Annotated in this window: 17 protein-coding genes, 2 tRNA genes and 3 pseudogenes; 17 read left to right on the top strand and 5 right to left on the bottom strand. The window is 71.6% G+C overall.

The window, feature by feature from the left end; genetic code table 11:
• The first annotated feature begins 63 nt into the window (after positions 1-63).
• The 7 genes from AB0M62_RS05670 to AB0M62_RS05640 all read left to right on the top strand — a co-directional run bounded on the left by AB0M62_RS05670 (position 64) and on the right by AB0M62_RS05640 (position 7,426).
• Positions 64-1,221 carry an acyl-CoA dehydrogenase family protein gene (locus AB0M62_RS05670; protein WP_366072829.1) on the top strand — a complete coding sequence of 386 codons (1,158 nt, stop codon included), beginning with the start codon at positions 64-66 and terminating at the stop codon, positions 1,219-1,221.
• Entirely contained in the window at positions 1,218-2,132 is a 915-nt protein-coding gene (locus tag AB0M62_RS05665) for a bifunctional MaoC family dehydratase N-terminal/OB-fold nucleic acid binding domain-containing protein (protein WP_366072828.1), read from the top strand. Before AB0M62_RS05670 ends, AB0M62_RS05665 begins: the two co-directional genes overlap by 4 nt.
• A 1-nt stretch (position 2,133) precedes the next feature.
• The gene (locus tag AB0M62_RS05660; protein ID WP_366072827.1) at positions 2,134-3,243 is read left to right on the top strand and encodes an acyl-CoA dehydrogenase family protein; all 1,110 of its coding nucleotides are present in this window, start codon (positions 2,134-2,136) and stop codon (positions 3,241-3,243) included.
• Complete coding sequence (locus tag AB0M62_RS05655) at positions 3,230-3,748, top strand: MaoC family dehydratase (protein WP_366072826.1); 519 nt, start codon at positions 3,230-3,232, stop codon at positions 3,746-3,748. Before AB0M62_RS05660 ends, AB0M62_RS05655 begins: the two co-directional genes overlap by 14 nt.
• Positions 3,745-4,911: a lipid-transfer protein gene (locus AB0M62_RS05650; protein ID WP_366072825.1), complete on the top strand. Its 1,167-nt coding sequence runs from the start codon at positions 3,745-3,747 to the stop codon at positions 4,909-4,911. The genes AB0M62_RS05655 and AB0M62_RS05650 overlap by 4 nt, the downstream gene beginning before the upstream one ends.
• Positions 4,912-5,095: 184 nt before the next feature.
• On the top strand, positions 5,096-5,641 hold the full coding sequence (locus AB0M62_RS05645; RefSeq protein ID WP_366072824.1) for a SigE family RNA polymerase sigma factor: 546 nt from the start codon (positions 5,096-5,098) through the stop codon (positions 5,639-5,641).
• A 132-nt stretch (positions 5,642-5,773) separates the two neighbouring features.
• The gene (locus AB0M62_RS05640) at positions 5,774-7,426 is read left to right on the top strand and encodes a long-chain fatty acid--CoA ligase (protein WP_366072823.1); all 1,653 of its coding nucleotides are present in this window, start codon (positions 5,774-5,776) and stop codon (positions 7,424-7,426) included.
• A gap of 315 nt (positions 7,427-7,741) precedes the next feature.
• Here the strand turns inward: AB0M62_RS05640 and AB0M62_RS05635 are convergent, their stop codons facing one another.
• Entirely contained in the window at positions 7,742-11,767 is a 4,026-nt protein-coding gene (locus AB0M62_RS05635) for a PAS domain-containing protein (protein WP_366072822.1), read from the bottom strand.
• Between the two features lie 168 nt (positions 11,768-11,935).
• Positions 11,936-12,385 (bottom strand): SSI family serine proteinase inhibitor, encoded by a 450-nt coding sequence (locus AB0M62_RS05630; RefSeq protein ID WP_366072821.1) that lies wholly within the window; start codon positions 12,383-12,385, stop codon positions 11,936-11,938.
• A 193-nt stretch (positions 12,386-12,578) separates the two neighbouring features.
• Here AB0M62_RS05630 and AB0M62_RS05625 point away from each other — a divergent pair.
• Positions 12,579-12,669: transfer RNA gene (locus tag AB0M62_RS05625), tRNA-Ser, on the top strand.
• A 217-nt stretch (positions 12,670-12,886) separates the two neighbouring features.
• Positions 12,887-12,959, top strand: a tRNA-Arg gene (locus AB0M62_RS05620).
• 77 nt (positions 12,960-13,036) lie between these two features.
• Here the strand turns inward: AB0M62_RS05620 and AB0M62_RS05615 are convergent.
• Both AB0M62_RS05615 and AB0M62_RS05610 read right to left on the bottom strand, forming a co-directional pair.
• A pseudogene (locus tag AB0M62_RS05615) lies at positions 13,037-13,551 on the bottom strand (tyrosine-type recombinase/integrase); the annotation flags it as partial.
• Between the two features lie 65 nt (positions 13,552-13,616).
• Positions 13,617-13,805 (bottom strand): excisionase family DNA-binding protein, encoded by a 189-nt coding sequence (locus AB0M62_RS05610; protein ID WP_366073064.1) that lies wholly within the window; start codon positions 13,803-13,805, stop codon positions 13,617-13,619.
• Between the two features lie 469 nt (positions 13,806-14,274).
• Between AB0M62_RS05610 and AB0M62_RS05605 the strand changes: the two genes are divergently transcribed.
• The 7 genes from AB0M62_RS05605 (at position 14,275) to AB0M62_RS05575 (ending at position 22,546) form a co-directional block, all read left to right on the top strand.
• Positions 14,275-15,159, top strand: coding sequence for a DUF2797 domain-containing protein (locus AB0M62_RS05605; RefSeq protein WP_366073063.1), 885 nt, complete (start codon positions 14,275-14,277; stop codon positions 15,157-15,159).
• Positions 15,160-15,311: 152 nt separating this feature from the next.
• Positions 15,312-15,653, top strand: a complete 342-nt coding sequence (locus AB0M62_RS05600) for an antibiotic biosynthesis monooxygenase (RefSeq protein ID WP_366072820.1) — start codon at positions 15,312-15,314, stop codon at positions 15,651-15,653.
• Positions 15,634-16,533 carry an amidohydrolase family protein gene (locus tag AB0M62_RS05595; RefSeq protein WP_366072819.1) on the top strand — a complete coding sequence of 300 codons (900 nt, stop codon included), beginning with the start codon at positions 15,634-15,636 and terminating at the stop codon, positions 16,531-16,533. The genes AB0M62_RS05600 and AB0M62_RS05595 overlap by 20 nt, the downstream gene beginning before the upstream one ends.
• 118 nt (positions 16,534-16,651) lie before the next feature.
• The gene (locus tag AB0M62_RS05590) at positions 16,652-17,389 is read left to right on the top strand and encodes a response regulator transcription factor (RefSeq protein ID WP_366072818.1); all 738 of its coding nucleotides are present in this window, start codon (positions 16,652-16,654) and stop codon (positions 17,387-17,389) included.
• 68 nt (positions 17,390-17,457) lie between these two features.
• Positions 17,458-18,945, top strand: coding sequence for a HAMP domain-containing sensor histidine kinase (locus AB0M62_RS05585; protein WP_366073062.1), 1,488 nt, complete (start codon positions 17,458-17,460; stop codon positions 18,943-18,945).
• Positions 18,946-18,971: 26 nt separating this feature from the next.
• Positions 18,972-20,426 (top strand): bifunctional glycosyltransferase family 2/GtrA family protein, encoded by a 1,455-nt coding sequence (locus AB0M62_RS05580; protein ID WP_366072817.1) that lies wholly within the window; start codon positions 18,972-18,974, stop codon positions 20,424-20,426.
• A complete protein-coding gene (locus AB0M62_RS05575; protein WP_366072816.1) occupies positions 20,423-22,546 on the top strand; it encodes a glycosyltransferase family 39 protein in 2,124 nt (707 codons plus the stop codon). The genes AB0M62_RS05580 and AB0M62_RS05575 overlap by 4 nt, the downstream gene beginning before the upstream one ends.
• A 19-nt stretch (positions 22,547-22,565) precedes the next feature.
• Here AB0M62_RS05575 and AB0M62_RS05570 read toward each other — a convergent pair.
• Positions 22,566-22,952, bottom strand: a pseudogene (locus AB0M62_RS05570) (IS982 family transposase); the annotation flags it as partial.
• Between AB0M62_RS05570 and AB0M62_RS05565 the strand changes: the two are divergent.
• A pseudogene (locus tag AB0M62_RS05565) lies at positions 22,947-23,474 on the top strand (MFS transporter); the annotation flags it as partial. The pseudogenes AB0M62_RS05570 and AB0M62_RS05565 overlap by 6 nt on opposite strands.
• Positions 23,475-23,482 lie beyond the last annotated feature (8 nt).

The raw sequence follows: 23,482 nt of genomic DNA, 5'->3' as shown, positions 1-23,482 counted from the left end.
CAGCGGACAGGCATCTGACGGACAGTCAGAAATACTGTTCCGTGAGCCCGGGAGGCAGCCGCTGTGCATCTCGCTCCCACCGACCGCCAGTTGCGGCTGCGCGCGGAACTGCGCTTGTACTTCCGTGACGTCATGCCCCGGGAAGCCGTCGAGGACGCCGCGCAACAGCGCGCGCTGCTGCGGCGCATGGGCGCCGACAGGATGCTCGGACTGGGCTGGCCCGTCGAGTACGGCGGACAGGGACGGGGCGCCGACGAACAGTTCGTCTTTTTCGACGAGGCGTACCGCGCCGGCGCGCCCGTCTCGATGGTCACTCTCAACACGGTCGGTCCGACCCTGATGAAGTACGGGACGGACGAGCAGAAGGACTTCTTCCTGCCGCGCATCCTGCGCGGAGAGATCGTCTTCGCCATCGGATACAGCGAGCCCGAGGCCGGGACCGATCTTGCGTCGCTGCGCACGCGGGCCGTCCGCGAAGGCCGCCAGTGGCTGATCGAGGGCCAGAAGAGCTTCACCAGCAACGCCCAGAACGCCGACTGGATCTGGCTCGCCTGCCGAACGGATCCGCAGGCCCCGAAGCACCGCGGCATTTCGATCATCCTGGTGCCGACCGACGCGCCCGGCTTCTCTTGGACCCCCGTCGAGACGGTGGGCGGGCAGACGACCACGACCACGTACTACGACGCGATACGTGTGCCGGCCGGAAACCTGGTGGGCGAGGAGAACGGCGGCTGGGGGCTGATCACCAACCAGCTCAACCACGAGCGGGTGGCGCTCGCGGCGATCGGCATGCAGGCCGAGGACTTCTACGCGGCGGCACTCGACCACGCGCGCACCCCCGACCCGGTGAGCGGGGAACGACCGGCGGACCGGCCGTGGGTGCAGGGGCGCCTGGCCGAGGTGCACGCCCGGCTGGCCGCGGTACGGCTGCTCAACTGGCGGCTGGTCGGGGACGTGGGGGCGGGCACGCTCGCACCGGGCGACGCGAGTGGCGTCAAGTTTCTGGGAACCGAAAGCGGCGTGGCGGTGTATCGAATGTGTCAGGAAATTGTCGGAGAGGCAGGGCTGCTCCGCGCGGGCTCGCCGGGGTCCTTCATGGACGGGGAGCTGGAGCGGATGAACCGGGCGGCACAGATCAACACCTTTGGGGGCGGGGTGAGCGAGGTGCAGCGGGAGATCGTCGCGACGATGCGGCTCGGCATGAAGAGGGGGCGGCGGTGAGTGAGAAGGCGGGGGCCGCGGTGAGCAGGGACAGCGATGACCTCTACGAGCGGCTGAAGGCGTACGAAGGGCTGGCCGCCGCGACCTCGGGTGTGGGCAAGGACATCGTCAACGAGCCGATGATCAGGCACTGGTGCGAAGCGATGGGGGACACCAGCCCGGCCTACCCGGAGACGGCGCCGCCGACGATGCTGCAGGCCTGGACGATGGGCGGACTGTCCGGGCACACGGACCGGTCTTCGGCGTACGACGAGCTGTTCGGTCTGCTCGACGGCGGCGGGTACACCTCGGTGGTCGCGACCGACTGCGAACAGGAGTATCTGAAGCCGCTGTGCCCGGGGGACCGGATCACCTTCGACGCGGTGATCGAGTCGGTCTCGGCGCGCAAGACGACCAAGCTGGGCACCGGACACTTCGTCACGACGCGGATGGATGTCCGGGCGAACGGGGAGTTGGCAGGGACGCACCGCTTCCGGATCCTCAAGTACGCGCCCGCCCGGCAGAAACCGAAGGTCCAGCGGCCGCGGCCGGTGATCAATAGGGACAACGCCGGATTCTGGGACGGAGTCGCCGAGCACAAGTTGCTCATCCAGCGGTGCGGCCTGTGCAGGACGCTCCGCTTCCCATGGCTGCCGGGGTGCAATGCCTGCGGCTCACAGGAGTGGGAGGCGGTCGAGGCCAGTGGCGCCGGGACGGTCTACTCGTATGTCGTCATGCACCACCCTCCTTTTCCGGCGTTCGACCCGCCCTACACGGTCGGGCTGATCGAGCTCGCGGAGGGCGTGCGGATGGTCAGCAATGTGATCGGGGTGCCGTACGACAAGGTGCGGGTCGGGATGCCCGTACGACTGGAGTTCCTGCGCGTGGACGAGGACTGGGAGCTGCCGGTCTTCCGAGGAACCGGGAGCTGACATGGACTTCACGCCCTCGGATGAGCAGCTGGCCGCGCAGGAGCTGGCCGCGCGGATCTTCGGCGACTTCTCCACCCACGAGCGGCTGTCGGCCGCCGGGACCGGTACGGACGCCGAGCTGTGGAAGGCCCTGTGTGTGGCGGGGCTGGCAGCCGCCACCGAGGACATCGGGCTGCTCGGCCTGGTGCTGCTCCTGGAGGAGCAGGGCCGGACGACGGCGCAGGTTCCTCTCGCCGCGACCGGTGTGTACGGCCTGCTGGCGGTCGCCGCGCACGGCACGGACGAGCAGCGCGCGCGCCTCCTGCCGGACCTGCGGGACGGCACCGCCGTCGCCACCGGGGCGTTTCCCGCCCGCGGAGCGGCGGTGCGTGCCGATACCGCCGGGAGGCTGACCGGCACCGTGTCCCCCGTGCCGTGGCTGCGGGACGCGACCCATGTGCTGGTACCCGACGCCGAGAGGGCGCTGTGGTTCGTACGGACCATGGGCGACGCCGTGACGGTCGAACCGGTGGAGACCACAGCGCCGTGGTCGGCCGGGCGGCTCACCCTCTCGGGAGCGCCCGCCGAACGGCTCGGCGACGCGGGGACTGACGGCGGTGGTGGGAGTGGCGGCGACGTCGGCGGGAGCGGGTCCGGGAAGGGTTCCGGTGCCTACGCCTCTGTGCTGACGGCGGCCCGTACCGCCTTTGCCGGGCTGCAGGCGGGGGTGTGCGCGGGCTCGCTCGCGCGGGCCGTCGCGCACACCTCCACCCGTGAGCAGTTCGGCCGCCCACTCTCCACCAACCAGGGAGTCCTGCTGCGGGCCGCCGACGCGTTCATGGACACCGAGGCGATACGCGTCACGGCGTACGAAGCCGCATGGCGCCTGGACGCCGGACAGGACGCGGCCGCCGCGGCACTGACCGCCGGCTGGTGGGCGTCGGAGGCCGGAACCCGCGTGGTGCACGCCGGGCAGCATCTGCACGGCGGGGCCGGGGCCGACCTCGACCACCCGGTCCACCGGCACTTCCTGTGGGGCCGGCAGTTGGACGCCTACCTCGGCTGCGGCGCAGAACTCCTCGCCGAGCTCGGCCAGTTGCTTGCAAAGGAGCCAGCGCATGAGAGCCGGTGACACACTTCCGCCGCTCACCGTCCCCATCACCCGCATCCTGATCGTCGCGGGAGCCGTCGCCTCCCGGGACTTCCAGGACGTGCACCACGACGTCGAGGCGGCCAAGGAGAAGGGCTCCCCTGACATCTTCATGAACATCCTCACCACCAACGGCCTCGTCGGCCGGTACATCACCGACCACTTCGGGCCGCGAGCATCGCTCCGCAAGGTCGCGATCCGGCTCGGCGCGCCCAACTACCCGGGCGACACCATGGTGCTGACCGGCACCGTCACCTCCGTCGAGCCGGACGGTACGGCCCAGGTGCGGGTCGTCGGAGCGAACGGGATCGGGCAGCACGTGAGCGGCACGGTGACCGTCGCGGTGCCCGACCCGGACGTCGTCGCCCTGGCCGCCCCCCTCGCCGACGCCGTGCCGGCCTCCGTCGCCGCGCCGGGCCCGAGGTCGCCCGCCCCCGCCCCCGCCCCCGACCTCGTCGCCGTGCCCGTTGCGGAGGAGACCGGATGAGCGTGCGCAGCGCGGACTCTTTGGGCGGCCGGGCCGCCATTGCCGGCATCGGGGCGACCGTGTTCTCCAAGGAATCCGGGCGCAGTGAGCTGGCGCTCGCGGTCGAGGCCGTCCAGGCCGCTCTGGCCGACGCCGGCCTCACCCCCGCCGATGTCGACGGCATGGTCACGTTCACCATGGACACCAGCCCCGAGATCACCGTCGCCCAGGCAGCCGGAATGGGTGAACTGTCCTTCTTCTCCCGCATCCATTACGGCGGCGGGGCGGCCTGCGCGACCGTGCAGCAGGCGGCCCTCGCAGTCGCGGCCGGTGTCGCCGACGTGGTCGTCTGCTACCGGGCGTTCAACGAGCGCTCGGGACGGCGGTTCGGGTCGGGCGTCCAGCACCGGGAACCGTCCGCCGAGGGCGTTGCGCTCGGCTGGTCACTGCCGTTCGGACTGCTCACCCCCGCCTCCTGGGTCGCCATGGCCGCCCAGCGCTATCTGCATACGTACAACCTGGCCCCCGAAGTCTTCGGCCACGTCGCCGTCACCGACCGCCGCCATGCCGCGCGGAACCCGGCCGCCTACTTCTACGAGAAACCCATCACCCTCGCCGACCACGCCGCCTCGCGCTGGATCGCCGAGCCGCTGCGGCTGCTCGACTGCTGCCAGGAGACGGACGGCGGCCAGGCGGTCGTGGTGACCAGCGTGGAGCGGGCCAGAGATCTGCCGCATCCGCCCGCCGTGGTCCTGGCGGCCGCGCAGGGCGCCGGCCGAGGCCAGGAGCAGATGACCAGCTTCTACCGCGACGACCTCACCGGGCTGCCCGAGATGAGCGTGGTCGCCCGCCAGCTCTGGCGCACGTCGGGGCTAAGGCCAGCGGACATCGATGTGGGCATCCTGTACGACCACTTCACGCCGTTCGTCCTGATGCAGCTGGAGGAGTTCGGGTTCTGCGATCCGGGAGACGCCGCCGAGTTCGTCGCCGACGACGCGCTGCCGCTCAACACACACGGCGGGCAGCTCGGCGAGGCGTATCTGCACGGGATGAACGGCATCGCGGAAGCGGTCCGCCAGCTGCGAGGCACCTCGGTCAACCAGATATCCGGCGCGTCCCGCACCCTGGTGACGGCCGGCACCGGAGTCCCCACCTCCGGGCTGATCCTGGGCACGGAGGCATAGGGGACGGCGTGACCGGCCGGCGCTCAGCCCTCCGCGCAGCCCTCAGGGACGAACCCTGTGAGGAAGACCCGTCTCCTCCACCTTCAGGAGGTGGGGCCCGCACCCTTCCTACAACCTGAGGCGGACACCGCTTCGGGACCTGGGGCCGATCCGCGACGGTAGTACCCGCTCCTAGCGTGGACCCATGACCACGCCAGTCTGCACCAGCGCATCCAAGGCAGCGACGCACGCATCCGCGTACCCGTCGTTCGCCTCGTACGTACGGGCCCGGGGCCCCGTGCTACTGCGCACCGCTCGCTCGCTCACCGCGAACCCGTGCGACGCCGAAGACCTGCTGCAGACCGCGCTCACCAAGACGTACGTCGCGTGGGAGCGGATCGAGGACCACCGTGCGCTCGACGGCTACGTCCGCCGGGCCCTCCTGAACACGCGCACCTCCCAGTGGCGCAAGCGCAAGGTCGACGAGTTCGCCTGCGACGAGCTACCGGAGCCGGAGGCTGTCCCGTCGCCCGATCCGGCCGAGCAGCAGGCACTGCGCGACGCGATGTGGTGCGCCGTGATGAAGCTGCCCGACCGCCAGCGGGCCATGGTGGTTCTGCGGTACTACGAGGATCTGAGCGAGGCGCAGACCGCCGAGGTGCTCGGCGTCTCCGTCGGCACGGTCAAAAGCGCGGTCTCCCGCGCGCTCGGCAAGCTCCGCGAGGACCCGGAGCTGTCGCCCGTCCGCTGATCCGGGTCCCAGCTTTCTACTTCCGGGTAGTGACATACCGCGCGGTACGTGCGCAGAATCTGCACACCACTAGCCATGGGGTCCGGGGGGTATCCCCCGGGGAAATTACCGCGCGCCCACCGGGAGGACGCCGTGCTGAGCACCATGCAGGACGTACCACTGACCGTCACTCGCATTCTGAACCACGGGATGACGATCCATGGACGGTCCCAGGTCACCACCTGGACCGGCGAAGCGGAGCCGCAGCGCCGGAGCTTCGCCGAGATCGGCGAGCGGGCCGTCCAGCTCGCGAACGCCCTGCGCGACGGACTCGGCGTCACCGGCGACGAACGCGTCGCAACCCTGATGTGGAACAACGCGGAGCACGTCGAGGCGTACTTCGCGATCCCCTCGATGGGCGCGGTCCTGCACACCCTCAACCTCCGCCTGCCCCCGGAGCAGCTCGTCTGGATCGTCAACCACGCGGCCGACCGCGTCGTCATCGCGAACGGCAGCCTGCTGCCCCTGCTCGCCCCGCTGCTCCCGCACCTTCCGACCATCGAGCACGTGGTCGTCTCGGGCCCCGGCGACCGCTCCCTCCTCGACGGTGTCGCGCCGCAGGTGCACGAGTACGAGGAGCTGATCGCGGGTCGCCCCACCACCTTCGACTGGCCCGAGCTGGACGAGCGCCAGGCCGCCGCCATGTGCTACACCTCCGGCACCACCGGCGACCCCAAGGGCGTCGTCTACTCCCACCGCTCCATCTACCTGCATTCCATGCAGGTCAACATGGCCGAGTCGATGGGGCTGACGAGCAAGGACACCACCCTCGTCGTCGTGCCGCAGTTCCACGTCAACGCCTGGGGCCTCCCCCACGCCACCTTCATGACCGGCATCAACATGCTGATGCCCGACCGGTTCCTGCAGCCCGGACCCCTGGCCGAGATGATCGAGCGGGAGCAGCCCTCGCACGCCGCCGCCGTCCCCACCATCTGGCAGGGCCTCCTCGCCGAGCTGGCCGCGAACCCCCGCGACATCTCCTGTATGAAGCAGGTCACCATCGGCGGCGCGGCCTGTCCGCCCTCGCTGATGGAGGCGTACGACAAGCTGGGCGTACGGCTCTGCCACGCCTGGGGCATGACGGAGACCTCCCCGCTCGGCACCATGGCCCACCCGCCGGCCGGCCTGACCGCCGAGGAGGAGTGGCCGTACCGCGTGACCCAGGGCCGCTTCCCGGCCGGTGTCGAGGCCCGGCTGGTCGGCCCCAGCGGCGAGATCCTGCCCTGGGACGGCGAGTCGGCGGGCGAGCTGGAGGTGCGCGGCGCGTGGATCGCGGGCGCGTACTACGGTGGCGCCGGCGGTGAGTCGTTCCGCCCGGAGGACAAGTTCAGCGCGGACGGCTGGCTGAAGACCGGCGACGTCGGCGTGATCAGCCACGACGGCTTCCTCACCCTCACCGACCGGGCGAAGGACGTCATCAAGTCCGGTGGGGAATGGATCTCCAGCGTCGAACTCGAGAACGCCCTCATGGCCCACCCCGAGGTGGCGGAGGCCGCGGTTGTTGCCGTCCCCGACGAGAAGTGGGGCGAGCGCCCCCTCGCGACGGTGGTGCTGAAGGACGGCGCGACCGCCGACTACGCGTCCCTGAAGGCATTCCTCGGAGAGTCCGTCGCGAAGTGGCAGCTGCCGGAGCGCTGGGCGATCATCCCGGCCGTGCCGAAGACAAGTGTGGGCAAATTCGACAAAAAGGTGATCCGCAGGCAGTACGCGGACGGCGAGCTGCAGGTCACCAACCTCAGCGAGTGAGCCGGCGGCGCAACAGCAGCCTGCTTACGTCCGGTGTGGCCGCATAGCGTGAGGTACGGCCCGAGCACCGCGTTGCCCAGCAGCGAGACCGGGAAGACGGCAAGCCCTGAGCTGATCGCCATCTTCCGGTGGGGCGGCGCGGGCCGGGTCGTACCCGGCTTGGCGGACCGCGTCTCCATCCCGGTCCTCCGCGCCGCGCGACCTCGGTGCGGCGGTGGACCTCGCAGTTCGCGAACCGTGGTTTCTCGTGCTGGTCTCCGTCCGCCGTGGGCGTGGAACAACCCGTGCCTGCGGGCCTGCGGCCCTGCCTCCCGGCTAGTTCGTCCCGATCTTGGCGAGCAGATCGACGATCCGGCCCTGGACCTCGGCGCTGTTCGAGCGCTCGGCCAGGAAGAGCACGGTCTCCCCGGACGAGAGCCGGGGCAGTTCGCTCCGGTCGATGTCCACCGAGGTGTAGACGACCAGCGGGGTGCGGTTCAACTGGCCGTTCGCGCGCAGCCAGTCGACGATTCCGGCCCGGCGGCGGCGTACCTGCATCAGGTCCATCACCACCAGGTTCGGCCGCATCTGGGTGGCGAGCGTGACCGCGTCCGTATCGGCGTCGGCACGCGCGACCTGCATTCCGCGGCGCTCCAGCGTGGCCGTCAGCGCGAGCGCGATCTCCTCGTGCTCCTCGATCAACAGCACGCGCGGCGGGTGTTGTTCGCTGTCCCGCGGCGCCAGCGCCTTGAGAAGTACGGCCGGGTCGGCGCCGTATGCGGCCTCCCGGGTCGCCTGCCCCAGACCGGCCGTCACGAGCACCGGCACCTCGGCGGCAACCGCGGCCTGGCGCAGGGACTGCAGCGCGGTACGGGTGATGGGACCGGTAAGCGGATCGACGAACAGCGCAGCCGGGAACGCGGCGATCTGCGCGTCGACCTCCTCGCGCGAGTGCACGATCACCGGGCGGTAGCCCCGGTCGCTCAGCGCCTGCTGGGTGGAGACGTCGGGCGCCGGCCACACCAGCAGCCGCCGCGGGTTGTCGAGCGGCTCGGGGGGCAGTTCGTCGTCAACCGGCTGCGGGTGCGGCCGGTTGGCCACCTCCACCGCGCCGTTGGGGCCGTCCAGCGGTTCCGGTCCCTCGGCGGCGCCTTCGTCCGGGGCTCCTATGGCGTACGCACGGCCCTCGGCGGGGGCGGGCAGCCGCTGCTGCTGGCTCTGCGCGGGGGACTGCTGGGCCGTGGGCTGGGCCTGTGCCTGCTGCTGAGCCTGCTGGGGGGCCTGCTGCTGGGGACTCCGGCGCGTGGCGGCGGGCTCCAGTAGGGCGGCCTGGTGTCCCGGCTCCTCCTGCGGCGGCGCGGCGAGCTTGCGCCGTCGGCCCGACCCTCCGGAGGTCTGATTCTGCTGCTGGGCGATCTGCTGGGCGAACGGCATGCCCTGCCCCAGCGTGCGCACGCTGAACGCCCGCCCCTGCGACGCGTCGGCGCCGGGAACGGGGCTCTCCTCGGGCAACGGCTGGGCGGCCGCCCGGGGCTGGGGTACGGAACCCGGCTCGCGCCCGTTCTCCGGAGCGGTACGGGCTCCGGGCACCTGGCCCTGCGCCGGATTGGAAACCGGTTTGGGGGCCGGGTCCTGGAGCGGACTCTGGACCTGGCTACGCGTGGCGGGCGCCTCCGGCGCGGGAGCGGGCCAGGCCTGAACTCCGGGCACAGGCCAGTTCTGGCCGGACGTGTCGTGACCGGCCGAAGTATCGGCGGCGTCCGGTGCCGCCGGGCCGTGCGGCACGCCGGGGGCGGCCTCGGAGCCGGGTGCCGTCGTGACCGCCGGTGATGCGAGTGCCGGGTGGTGGCCCGTGGTCGTGCCCGGAGCCGTAGGGGCCGCCTGTGCCGGCGAGACCTTCGGTGCAGTCGGTGCTGCTGGTGCCTGAGGGGCGTCCGGCGATGCCGGCGGCACGACCAGTCCTGCCGGTGCTCCCGGTGCACCCGGGGGCAGCGGTGCCTGCGGTACCGCTTCCGGCGCCACGGGTGCCGGCGGCGCGCCCGCGGACGGGTCCGCGGCGAGCGCCGCCAGTCCCTGCTCCGAGGTCCCGTCCGTGCGCGCCCGTCGGCGGCCCGTCGGAACCGGATGCGGCTGCGGCGGAGTGTGATCGTCCCCGGCCACGCCCCGGACGGCGTCGTGGCGACCCGGCAGCGAGGCGTCCGCCGCCCCGGCGCTGGGCGGCATGCGGTCGGCGTCGGCCGGCGGCAGGGCGAACGGACTGCGCTCCGGCGCGGTGCCCAGCGCACGCCGGGCCCGCCTGCCGGTCGGCTGCGGCTGCGGATGTACCTGTACTGATTCCGTCGGCTGTGGCTGTGGCTGCGGCTGTACATGCGGCTGAGCGGCGACGGCCGGAGGCGCGGCCGGCAGCGCGAGGGCGTTCTCCGGCGCCGCGTCGGGGCCGCGTCGGGCGCGACGGCCGGTCGGCGCGGGCACACCCTGGGGCGGCACCGTCTCGCCGAGCCGCGCCCGCCCGTGGTCACGTGCGCCCTCCGCGGCGGTCACCACCGCGCCTTCGTGCGGCGGCGGCTGCGCCGCCTGCTGCTCCACCGGGCTCGGACGGCCGCGCCTGCGGCCGGTGCCGCGCCCGCTGCCGGCGCCGTTGCCACCGGCGTCCTCGCCCGCGTTCTGCGCGGGCACCAGCTGCTGCTCGCCGTCGTGCCCCGCCGGTCGCGCACCGGACGGCGCAGCGGTCGCCGCATCGCCGCTGTCCGCGGCGGCGCCCTGACCGGTGGCCACATCCGGGTTGTCCAGGAACGCGTCCACGGAGGACCGTCGCGCACGACGCCCAGTCGGCTCGGCGGCCGGCTCGGCGGCGGCCACCGCGGGCACCTCGGCCGGTGCGGGGACGGTCACCATCCCCGCACCCGCGCCGAGCGGCACATCCAGTACGAACGCGCTGCCCGTCGTGCCCGGAACCTCGTGGGTCTGCAGCACTCCGCCGTGCGCCCGGACGATTCCGCGCACGATCGGCTCGTGCACCGGGTCTCCCCCGGCGTACGGCCCGCGCACCTCGATCCGTACGACCTCGCCGCGCTGCGCCGCCGCCACGACGATCGTCGAGTCCATGTACCCGCCGCCGCCCGCGGCCACCGGCGCCTTGCCCGTCGAGTCGACCCCGGCCACGTCCGCGATCAGATGCGCCAGCGCCGTGGCGATCCGGCCCGCGTCGACCTCGGCCTCGATCGTCGGGGCGTGTACGGCGAACTGCGCGCGTCCCGGGCCGATCAGTTCGATCGCGCCCTCGACACCGGCCGCCACGACCCCGTCGAGCAGCACCTTCTTCTTGCTCAGCTTCTCCGCACCGGAGTCGAGCCGCTGGAAACCGAGGACGTTGTCGACCAGGGTGGTCATCCGGGCGTATCCGGCGGCCAGATGGTGCAACAGCTGGTTCGCCTCCGGCCACAGCTGCCCGGCATCGTCCGCCGCGAGCGTGGACAGTTCGCCCCGCAGTTCCTCCAGCGGCCCCCGCAGCGCGTCGCCGAGTACCGCCAGCAGCTGGGCGTGCCGCGCCGCCAGGGCGTCGTACGGGCGCCGGTCGGTGAAGGTCATCACGGCGCCGACGAGCTGGTCGCCGTCCCGTACCGGCGAGGTCGTCAGGTCCACGGACACCGGCTGCCCGTTCTTCGCCCACAGCACCTGCCCCCGCACCCGGTGCTTGCGCCCGGAGCGGAGCGTGTCGGCGAGCGGCGACTCCTCGAACGGGAACGGCGTGCCGTCCGGCCGGGAGTGGATCGCCAGCGGGTGCAGCTCCTGGTTGCCCAGATCGCTCGCCCGGTGGCCGAGGATCTGCGCGGCGGCCGGATTGACCAGGACGACCCGTCCCTCGGTGTCCGTTCCGATGACACCCTCGGCGGCGGCGCGCAGGATCATCTCGGTCTGCCGCTGCGAACGTGCCAGCTCGGCCTCGGTGTCCACGGTGCCCGACAGGTCGCGCACGACGAGCATCAGCAGCTCGTCACCGGTGTAGCTGTGGGTGTCGGAGTACGCGTCCCGGCCGTCCTCCAGATTCGCACTGGTGACCTCGACCGGGAACTCGCTCCCGTCCGTTCGCCGGGCGATCATCCGGGTCGGCTTGGTGCGTCCCTGTTCGTCCGTGTTGTCGGGCCGCCGCATGGACCCGGGGATCAGCTTGGAGTCGAAGCTCGGCAACAGATCGAGCAGACCGCGCCCGACCAGGCCTGTGCCCGGTGACTCGAAGGTCTCCAGGGCGATGGTGTTGGCGTTGACGACCGTGCCGTTGCAGTTGACGAGCAGCAAGGCATCGGGAAGGGCGTCAAGTATGGCTGCGAGGCGAGCAGCGCCTCGGGATGGCCTGCTGCTCACAACAACGCTTCCTCCCTGACAACTGCATCTTCCGGACAGCGGGCCCCATCTTGCTCCTCGGGCCCCGGCATGTCACTGGAGGGAGTCTAAGGGCAGCGATTGCGCACGCGACGGCGGATGAGGGGCACCTCTCACCGAATCCGCCCGCCGGGATCACACCGTGCCTGGTCAGGACCTCGCACTCGGAAGCACGGGCTCCATGTCATTCCAGCGGGAGACCCCGCAGCCGTTCGTCCGGTCGAACGTGACATCGACCTGTCGCCCGCCCCAGGTGCCGAACACTCGAGCCGTGGCGGGCCCGCCGTACATCTGGGTGCACATCTGGTCCGCCGGCGCCGGCGCCGGGGCGAACGGGTCCCTGCCCTCCGCCGTCAGCTGCTCGAGCCGGGCGCAGGCCCGCTCGGCCTGCGGGTGCGTGCCGCCGGCCGGTCCGCACCGCAGCTCGTACGTCCCGTCCGCCCGCGGGTTCCCGGTGTCGGAGACGTCCACGGTCAGCCGGTCCGGCGACTGCAGGAGCGGCAACGGCAGGGGCAGGGGTCCGGTCGCCCCGGCTGCGGAGGGCGCTGCGGACAGCGCGGCGACGGAGGCGACGGCGGTGAGTGCGAGGCGACGCAGCATTGCGGCTCCTGGTCGGCGGACGAGGGGACGCGGCGCGCCCCGTACGTCTAACGCTCCACTCGCGGTGACGTTGCGCAAACGGAAGATGCTTTGCTCTGCCGGGCGCGGGCCTAGTACCGTAGGGGTGCGATTGGTGAGCGGCCGCCGGGCTGTGTCATCATCTGCACGCACCACTCGCGCTCGCGCGGGTGCTGGAGGCGTCGCCTAGTCCGGTCTATGGCGCCGCACTGCTAATGCGGTTTGGGTTTTAAAGCCCATCGAGGGTTCAAATCCCTCCGCCTCCGCGTATTGATCACTGAAGCCCCGGTCCTCGGACCGGGGCTTCAGTCGTTCGGTGATCACGCTCTCGCCCCAAGCACCGTCCGCTGGACTGTCGCAGGGCTGTTTTCGAGGTGTTTCCGCAGGTCAGCATGGGTGCGGATAACGGATTTCGCCTCACGCCGCAGGTCATGTAATGTTGTTCCCGCAACACCGACCGGGAAGAAAAGCCCGGGAAGCCAGGCACTCGTAGCTTAACGGATAGAGCATCTGACTACGGATCAGAAGGTTGCAGGTTCGAATCCTGCCGAGTGCACACAGGTGAGAACCCCTCTGGATTACTCCAGAGGGGTTCTTGCGTTGCCCGTACAGCAGCGAAGTACAGCAACCGTGTCAGCCGGTGCCGCCCATCGTCTCGGACAGCTTGCCCAACGCGTCCCGCACCTGTGCCTCGCTCGCCTCGGCGTAGACCTCCATCGTCATCGCGATCTGCGAGTGCCGCAGGATTCGCTGTGCCACTTTCGGGTGCACCCGAAGGGCGACCAGGAGCGAGCTGCACGTGTGCCGGGTGTTCCGCAGCGGGATGGCGCGGAGGCCGGCCCGACGAGCCGCGGGAACATTCGGGTGAAGTCCCCCGGCTCGATCGGCGTCCCGTACTTCGTCGTGAAGACCACGCCGTGACTGTCCTGCACCCAGGCCGCGAAGAGACGATCCTGCCGAGCGGCCCCGTCGGCGAGGAACTGACCCGCCTCGGCCGCGGACCACGGCTTGATCCGGCGGCGACGTGGCTTGGGCACCGTCACCAGCGAGGCGCCGTTCTTCCCGATCTCCTCTTCAGAGACCGCGTGAGTCAGCGCGGCGCAAAGGGCATCCCGAGCCGCCTGGATCACCCGGCGGGACGGATACGAGCCCGCGTACGACACGTACGACAGCGGCGCGAGATCCGGCTTCACGCTGCTCACGCAGACAGCCCCTACGAGTCGGCAGTGACGCGCCGGACGTACTCGTCCACCCAGGCGGGCAGGATGCGCCGGTTGCGACCGATCTTCACGGACCGGATCTCTCCGGTGAGAACCAGCATCTTGGTCTTCGAAAGGCCGAAGCCGAGCATGTCGGCGACCTCAGTTGGATCACTGCGGTGGCATGGTGCGGCTCCTTCCAGAGCGAGTTGGTCGTGCGGGGCTTCGCGTTCGCGTCCCGGCGGTGCGTAGTCCGAGCCAGATGTCGCCACTGCTGCTAGAGAGCCAGACGACGGCAAGGAGACCCCCCACATGTCTGTCACTCCCGAAGAGACAGGGATCCGTCCGTTCACGTTCGACTTCCCCGATGCGGAACTCGAGGCGCGGATTCGCCCGTCGGTCTGGCAGCCTTCATGCTCGACCCTGGCCCGGAGCTGATCCCCCGCACATTTGGCGGAGAGTTGAATCCTGCCGAGTGCGCCAACGGGAAGTTCCCCGGGGACATCGTCCGGGGGCTTCTTTCGTCTGCGCTAGGTTGCCCGGCATGAAGCTGCGGAGAGTCGGGCCGGGACTGCCCATGGGGGTCGGGTGCCCCGCGGGCGACGTCGGTGAAGGTGCCCCTGACGAGTACGAGGTGTCAGTGACCGCCAACCGCTACGGATACGCCGGTTGCTGACCGGGGGATGGCAGTGCCTGGGCATGCGGTGGTCGGCCGGCGGCCCTGCGCTGGTCTGGCACAGTGCCGAACGGGGCGAACGGGTGAGTCCGTTCACGTACGGGATGGATCTCGGTTTCCGGGCCGAGGGTGAACGGTCCTGCGTCGGGGTGTGGCGCGGGGGCCGGCGGACCGGCTGTCCGGTGGGCGCCGTGGTCCCGGGGCGCGGCGGGAGCGCGCAGTGCGGGGAGTGCGCCCGGCTCGACCGGTCGTTCTCGGTGGCCGCCGATACGAACGCCGGTGATCCGCGCCCGTACTCCGTGTACCTGGCCTGGTTCGGGCCCGGGATGGTCAAGGTCGGGATCACCGCGGCGGAGCGGGGCCCGGTCCGGCTGCTGGAGCAGGGCGCCGTGGCGTTCAGTTGGCTGGGACGCGGTCCGCTGATGGCGGCCCGCCGGACGGAGGAGCTGCTGCGGACGGCGCTGGGGGTGCCGGACCGTATTCCGTACGCACAGAAGCGGGCCGTGCGCGCCGGCCTGCCGGTGTGGGGGACGCGGGTGGCGGAGGTGGCGGAGCTGCATGCGAGGGCTGTGGCGCTGGCGAACTGGCCGGACTCGCTCGAGCGCGCGGAGTGCGAAGTGGTGGATCAAACGGGGGTGTTCGGGCTGCGGGGCCTGGAGCCCGTGACCGGCGTGGTCGCAGAACTGGTCGCAGGCGGGACCGTCGCGGGACGGCTGGTGGCGGCCGCCGGTCCGGATCTGCATCTGGCCGGTGGGCTGGTGGTGGACACCCGTCTGATGAGCGGGTGGCGGCTGACCCGGGTGGCCGCCGGAGCCCCGGTGACGGCGCCGGTACGGCCGGTGGTCGCGGCGGGCGGTGAGACGCAGGAGGGGCTCTTCTGACACGGCCGCCCCGTGTCGGACCCGAAGGTCGAATGCTGGATCCCCTACGGATCCCCTGCGGATCCTCTACGGCAATCAGGCTGGACAGGGCGGCGGTGCGGGACGGAAGGTGAGTGCCTGTTGCACCGGTATCCGTGTCGTGGGGGAGAGCCATGAGCAAGCGTCCTGTGCCGCCGTTCGAACCGCCGTACTACACGGTGGTCTTCACCTCGTTGCGCAAGGAGGAGGACAGCGGCTACGCCGAGACCGCCGAGCGGATGGCGGAACTGGTCAAGCGGCAGCCCGGCTATCTGGGCTACGAGAACGCCAGAACGCCGGGCGGACTGAGCATCACCGTCGGGTACTTCCGGGACGAGCAGTCGATCCAGGGCTGGCAGAGGAATCTGGAGCATCAGGCGGCGCAGAAGCGCGGCAGGGCGGAGTGGTACGAGACCTACTCCGTCCACGTGGCCAAGGTCGAACGGAGCTACGGGTTTGACGCAGACGGAAGCTGACGCGGTCGTCCGGTTCTGGCAGGGCCTCGGGCTGCCGGGACTGGTCGACGTGCACACGCACTTCATGCCGGAGCGGGTGCTGGCCAAGGTGTGGGACTACTTCGACTCGGCCGGGCCGCTGACCGGGGTGGACTGGCCCATCACGTACCGCCACGAGGAGGAAGAACGCGTCGCGCTGCTGAGGCGGTTCGGGGTGCGGGCCTTCACGTCGATGCTCTACCCGCACAAGGCGGGCATGGCGGCCTGGCTGAACGGGTGGGCGGCGGAGTTCGCCGCGCGTACACCGGACTGCCTGCACACGGCGACGCTCTTCCCGGAGGACGGCGTGGCGGCCTACGTGCGGGAGGCGGTGGAGGCGGGTGCGCGGGTCTTCAAGTCGCACCTCCAGGTCGGGGCGTACGACCCGAACGACGAGCTGCTCGACCCGGTGTGGGGGCTGCTCGCCGATGCGGGCGTCCCGGTGGTGATGCACTGCGGGTCGGGACCGGCGCCCGGCAAGTACACCGGCTCCGAGCCGGTGGGCGACCTGCTGGCCCGCCATCCACGGCTGCGGCTGGTGGTGGCTCATCTGGGGATGCCGGAGTACAGCGAGTTCCTGGCGCTGGCAGAGCGGTACGGGGAGGTCAGGCTGGACACGACGATGGTCTTCACCGACTTCTCGGAGCGGATGAGCCCCTTCCCGGTGACGGGGAGGGCGCGACTGGCGGATCTCGTGGACCGGATCCTGCTGGGGACGGACTTCCCGAACATTCCCTATCCGTACGCCCATCAACTGGAGGCGCTGGAACGGCTGGAGCTCGGCGACGACTGGCTGCGGGCCGTCTGTTACGAGAACGGGGCGCGGCTGTTCGGACTGCCGGACGTGAGCCGAAGCCGGTAGCCGCGAGCGGAAGCCGGCGGCCGCCGCGGCGGTGACCGAGGGGGCGTACTCCGGTTTCTCAGGGAAATCACAGGCTGCCGAAAGGGGGCTCTCAGGGCCCGTCCGCAGGGTGGGGAGCATGACCGCGACCTCGCCCCGTACGCGTACCGAACTGCTCCGGCCGGACGGGAGCCCCGTCCGGGTGCTCGTCGTGGACGACGAGGCGTCCCTCGCCGAGCTGCTGTCCATGGCGCTGCGCTACGAGGGCTGGCAGGTGCGCAGCGCAGGCGACGGCAGCGGCGCGGTGCGTGCCGCACGGGACTTCCGTCCCGACGCGGTCGTCCTGGACGTAATGCTGCCGGACATGAACGGGCTCGCCGTCCTTGGCCGGCTGCGTCGGGAGCTGCCCGACGTGCCCGTGCTCTTCCTCACCGCGAAGGACTCGGTGGAGGACCGGATCGCGGGCCTCACCGCGGGCGGCGACGACTACGTCACCAAGCCGTTCAGCCTGGAGGAGGTCGTGGCACGGCTGCGCGGCCTGATCCGCCGGTCCGGCTCGGCGGCCGTACGCGGGGAGTCGCTGCTCGCGGTCGGGGACCTGACCCTGGACGAGGACAGTCACGAGGTGACGCGGGGCGGCGCCGGCATCCACCTCACCGCGACCGAGTTCGAGCTGCTGCGCTATCTGATGCGCAACCCGCGCCGGGTGCTGAGCAAGGCGCAGATCCTGGACCGCGTGTGGTCGTACGACTTCGGTGGCCAGGCCAATGTCGTCGAGCTCTACATCTCCTACCTGCGCCGGAAGATCGACGCCGGGCGGCCGGCGATGATTCACACCCGGCGTGGTGCGGGCTACCTGATCAAGCCGGGCGAGTAGCGGTGGCGGACCGTCGTACGCCGCGACGGCCACGACGGCCGCAGCGGCGCTGGTCGCTGCGGACACGGCTGGTCGTGACGGCGGTGGCGCTGATCGCGGTGGTGAGTGCGGTGATCGGTACGGTCACGACGATCGCGCTGCGCTCCTACCTGTACGAGCAGCTGGACACCCAGCTGGCCGGTATCGCCGGGCGAGCGGCCGGACCGCCCGGCGCACAGGAGCCGCCGGACGGCCCCAGCCGCGGCGATCCGCTGCGCTTCGTCACCCTGGGCGGTCAGCCGGTCGGCACCATAGGTGCGGTCCTCGACGCCGACGACGGCACGGTGGACAGGGCGGCGATCAGTACCGAGCAGCGGTCCGGCACCGGTCCCTCCGAGGCCACGGCAGGCTCTCTCACGGCTGCCCAGACAGCGGCGCTCCGCGGGCCGGCGCGGGATGGTGAGCCGCACAGCGTCGACCTGCCCGGCGGGCTCGGCGAGTACCGGATGAAGTACGTCTCGGGCCGGAACGGCACCTTCCTTGTCGGCATCCCGACCACCGGTGTCCAGGACACGCTCAACACCCTGGTCGTCGTCGAGGTGAGCGTCACCGGCGCCGGTCTGGTGGCTACCGGTCTGGCCGGTACGGCCCTCGTCGGCGTCGCGCTGCGACCCCTGCGCCGCGTCGCCGCCACGGCAACCCGGGTCTCAGAACTCCCCCTGCACAGCGGCGAGGTGGCGCTGCACGAACGGGTGCCGGAGGCCGAGGCCGATCCGCGCACCGAGGTGGGGCAGGTGGGAGCCGCACTGAACAGGATGCTGGGCCACGTCGCGTCGGCCCTGACCGTACGGCAGGAGAGCGAGATGCGCGTCCGGCAGTTCGTCGCGGACGCCAGCCATGAGCTGCGGACCCCGTTGGCCTCGATCCGTGGTTACGCCGAACTCACCCGTCGCGGACGGGAGGAGGCCGGGCCCGACACCCGGCATGCCCTCGGCCGTATCGAGTCGGAGGCGGCGCGGATGACCGGCCTGGTGGAGGATCTGCTGCTGCTCGCACGGCTGGATGCCGGACGCCCGCTCGCGTACGAGAGCACCGATCTCTCGCCGCTCGTCGTCGACGCGGTCGGCGACGCCCGCGCCGCGGGACAGGACCATCACTGGCGGCTGGAGCTGCCGCAGCACCCCGTGACCGTGCGCGGTGACGCCGGCCGGCTCCATCAGGTGCTCGTCAACCTGCTGGGCAACGCCCGTACCCACACCCCGCCGCGGACGACCGTCACCGCGCGACTGCGGGCCGACGGCGGACCGCGGATCGTCCTGGAGATCGAGGACGACGGGCCGGGCATCCCACCGGAGCTGCTGCCGCACGTCTTCGAGCGCTTCGCGCGCGGAGACGCTTCCCGGTCCCGGCACGCCGGATCCACCGGTCTCGGCCTGGCGATCGTGCAGGCCGTGGTCTCCGCGCACGGCGGGACCGCGTCCGTGCGCAGCCGCCCCGGCCACACGGTTTTCGCTGTCCGGCTGCCGGCCGCCGCCGCCCGCTCACAGGCGGGGCACAGGCTCAGCACACAGCGGTGACAGCGGCTCCGGGGAGGGTCGGTGCCATGCGAACCGACCCCTTTCCCGGCGCCCTGCCCGCCCGGCGGCATCTGCCTGTCGGCGTGGCGGGTGCACCCGTCCTCGACGTGGTGATCCCCGTGTACAACGAGCAGGACGACCTCGAACACTGCGTCCGCCGGCTCCATGACCACCTCGCGCGAACCTTCCCGTACGGCTTCCGGATCACTGTCGCGGACAACGCGAGCACCGACCGTACGCCCGAGATCGCCGCCCTGCTCGAGACGGCGGTCCCCGGGGTACGCGCCGTCCGGCTGGAGCAGAAGGGTCGCGGGCGGGCGCTGCACACGGTGTGGTCGCACTCCGACGCCCCGGTACTGGCCTACATGGACGTGGATCTGTCCACCGACCTCAACGCCCTGCTCCCGCTGGTCGCCCCGCTGATTTCGGGCCATTCGGACCTGGCCATCGGGTCCCGGCTCACGCGTTCGTCCCGGGTGGTGCGCGGGCCGAAGCGGGAGCTGATCTCGCGGGCGTACAACCTCATCCTGCGCGGCTCGCTGGCCGCACGGTTCAGCGATGCCCAGTGCGGGTTCAAGGCCATACGGCGGGACGTGGCCCAGCGGCTGCTGCCGATGGTGGAGGACACCGGATGGTTCTTCGACACCGAGCTGCTGGTTCTCGCCGAGCGTGCCGGACTGCGCATCCACGAAGTGCCGGTCGACTGGGTGGACGACCCGGACTCCACCGTGCACCTCGTGCGGACGGCGGCCGATGACCTGAAGGGGGTGTGGCGGGTGGGGCGCGCGCTGGCTGTCGGCGCGCTTCCGCTGGACCGGCTCGCACGCCCCTTCGGCGAGGACCCGTGCGACCGGCAACTGGCCGGAGTGCCGGGCGGGCTGACGCGGCAGCTGGTCGGCTTCTGCGCGGTCGGTGCGCTCAGCACGCTCTTCTATCTGGCCCTGTACTCGCTCTTCCGTGCCGGGGTCGGGCCGCAGCCGGCCAATGGGCTGGCCCTGCTCGTCTCCGCCGTCGCCAACACGGCCGCTAACCGGCGGCTCACCTTCGGCGTGCGGGGCCGCGAACGGGCGCTGCGCCACCAGGCGCAGGGGCTCGTCGTGTTCGGCATCGGGCTGGCTCTCACCAGCGGTTCCCTGGCGGCCCTGGAGGCGGCGGCGGGCGATCCCGGGCACAGCACCGAACTGGCCGTGCTCGTCGCCGCCAATCTGGCCGCGACGGTACTGCGCTTCCTGCTGCTGCGCGCCTGGGTGTTCCAGGACCGCGCCGACGGCCCAAGTGGCCGCCCCGCCCAGACCGCAGACCTGCCCCGGCCCGTTGCGCACACCGCCGGGGATGTCCCCGTCGACGCCCGCGACCACACGAGCTACGAGTCCCGTGGCCCCGCGCGCGGCGAGCCCCGTGACCACACGCCCGACGAGTCCCGCGAGCGCACCCGGGTCCACGCCCGCGACCCCCACCACGAAGCGAGGAATGCCCGATGACCACGACACTGCACGCGCAGCGGGCTGCCGCAGTCGCCCCGCCCCCCGGCGGCCGGCCCAGCGACCCCCGGTGGGTGCGGCCCGCGCTGTTCGGGCTGCTGCTGGCCACCGCGCTCCTCTACCTGTGGAACCTCAGCGCCTCGGGCTACGCCAACTCCTTCTACTCCGCGGCCGCCCAGGCAGGCAGCGAGAGCTGGAAGGCGTTCTTCTTCGGCTCCTCCGACGCGGCGAACTCCATCACCGTGGACAAGCCCCCCGCCGCGCTGTGGCCGATGGCCCTGTCCGTACGCCTCTTCGGGCTCGGCTCCTGGCAGATCCTCGTCCCCGAGGTGCTGATGGGTGTGGCGACGGCCGCCGTGCTCTACGCCGCCGTACGGCGCCGCTTCACGCCCGCCGCCGGGCTGATGGCGGTGGCCGTGTTCGCGACGACGCCTGTCACCGCGCTGATGTTCCGGTTCAACAACCCGGACGCCCTGCTCGCGCTGCTGATGACCGTCACGGTCTACTGCGTGCTCCGAGCCCTGGAGGGCGCCAGGACCGGATGGCTGGTGTGGGCGGGCGTTGCCGTCGGCTTCGCCTTCCTCACCAAGACCCTCCAGGCGTTCCTGATCCTTCCGCCGCTGGCCGTGCTGTACGCGGTGTGCGCCCCCACGACCGTACGGAAGCGGATCGGGCAGCTCCTGCTGGCCGGACTCGCGATCGTTGTTGCGGGCGGCTGGTGGGTCGCGATCGTCGAACTCTGGCCCGCGGCCTCGCGTCCGTACATCGGCGGCTCGCAGAACAACTCCTTCCTGGAGCTGACCTTCGGCTACAACGGGCTGGGCCGGATCAACGGCAATGAGGTCGGGAGCGTGGGCGGTGGAGGCGGCCGCGGGCAGGGCGGTGGCTGGGGCGAGACCGGCATGGACCGGATGTTCGCCTCGAACATCGGCGGACAGATCTCCTGGCTGCTGCCCGCCGCACTGCTCCTGCTCGTCGCGGGTGTGGTGGTGACCTGGCGGGCCGGGCGGCACGACCCGGCTCGGGCGGCTTTTGCGGCATGGGGCGGTTCTCTGCTGACGACCGCGGCGGTATTCAGCTTTATGGCCGGCATCTTCCACGAGTACTACACGGTGGCGCTCGCCCCGTACATCGCGGCGCTCGTCGGCATGGGCGTGAGCGTGCTCTGGGAGGAACGGCGCTCACCGCTCGCCACGGCCGCTCTCGCCGGCACGGTCGCGGTGACGGCGCTCTGGTCGTACGTCCTGCTCGGCCGCTCGGCGGAGTATCTGCCGTGGCTGCGCTGGGCGGTACTGATCGGCGGGGCGGCAGCCGCGGCCGGGCTGCTCCTGGTGGGCCGGCTCGACCGGCGGCTCGCGCTCGGCATCGGCGCCCTGGGGCTGGCGGTCTCGCTGGCCGGCCCGCTCGCGTACACGCTCTCCACGCTGAGCACCGGGCACTCGGGCTCGATCGTGACGGCCGGGCCTTCGGTGGCCGGCGGCCGGGGCACCCCCGGCGGCGGTCAAGGTGATGGCGGACCGGGCGCCCGACCGGGCGGTGCTCCGCCTGACGGCGGTGCGGGGCAGCAGGCGGGCCAACCGCCCGCCGGGCAGGCTCCGCGAGGCCAGCAGGGTCAGGTCACACAGGGCCGGATCCCACAGGGCCAGGTTCCACAGGGCCGGGTTCCACAGGGTGGGGCCCCGCAGGGCAGTGCGGACGGCCGGGAAGGGGGCGGTGGTGGCGCGATGGGCGGCCTGTTGGGCGGTACCACCGTGAGCTCCGAGGTCAGTGCGAAGCTGGCCGAGAACTCCGGCGACTACACCTGGGCAGCCGCCGCCATCGGTTCCCAGAACGCGGCCGGATACCAACTCGCCACAGCCGCACCGGTCATGGCGATCGGCGGATTCAACGGCAGCGACCCGTCCCCGACGCTCGCGCAGTTCAAGGAGTACGTGGCGGAAAGCAGGATCCACTACTTCATCGGCGGGGGCGGGGGCGGGGGCGGGAGTGGGGGCAGGGGCGCCGGAGCCGGGCCCGGCGGCAGCGCCGGCAGCTCGCTCAGCACCTGGGTGACGGAGAACTTCACCCCGGTCACGGTGGACGGCATCACCCTCTACGACCTGACGGCGCCCGCTCGCTAAGATGATCGATTCCAAGGGGTCAGTGATCGTAGGCGGCCAGTGAGCCCAGGATGGGCTGCCCGGTGTGGTCGTTGTGCCAGATCGCGGCGGTCAGTGCGAGGATCCGCTGCATGACACGGGCGATGACCCCGCCGGGTGTGCGTCCGCGGTGCTGCTCGAGATTGAGCTGGCCCTTGAAGGTTTCGTTGACGGACTCAATGACCTGCCGCAACGGTTTGAACAGCGGTGCGCCGGGCCGTTCCGGCTCGCCCTTGCGGGCTGGCCGCAGCAGCCGAATGCCCTGCTCGACCAGTTGATGTTCGAAGTCCCGGCCGAAGTAGTTCTTGTCGCCGATCAGCGTCTGTCCGGGCCGGTCGGCGACAAGGTCCGGCTCTGCCGCGAGCAGATCCAGCAGGGTTGTGCGCTCAACTTCACTGGCCTCGCAGCCCGCTGGACCAAGCGGCTCGGCACGCCCGTCTCCGTCGCCCTGGGCATGGCGCTGCTCTCCGGCGGACTCTCCGCCGTCGCGGTCCTGTCCTCCGGCGGGTACGGCGGCGCGCTGCTCGGCCTGGTGCTGATGGGCGCGGGCTGCGCCATCGCCAATCCGGCCATGGCGTACGCGATCATGAGCGCGATCCCGCCGGAGAAGGCGGGCGTCGGCGCCGGCATCAATGGCACCCTCGCCGAATTCGGCAACGGCCTCGGAGTCGCGGTCCTCGGCGCGGTACTGAACTCCCGCTTCGCCGCGCTCGTACCCGTGGCCGTGGGTTCGGCGTCGTTGCCGGCCGCGCTCGCCGCCGCGGACGGCAGCGAGGAACGCCGACGAATCACGGACGCCTTCGCCTCCGGAGTGGAGGCCAGTCAGTTGGTGGGCGCGGTGGCCGTGCTCGCGGGCGGGCTGCTCGCCGCGGTGCTGCTGCACCGCGCCGAGCGGGCAGACTCACGGTAGTGGCGGCA

This window comes from Streptomyces sp. NPDC051219, from assembly GCF_040682335.1.
Lineage (GTDB): Bacteria > Actinomycetota > Actinomycetes > Streptomycetales > Streptomycetaceae > Streptomyces.
Note: the sequence above shows the minus strand (reverse complement) of the source record. Positions and strands in the feature narration are given on the sequence as shown.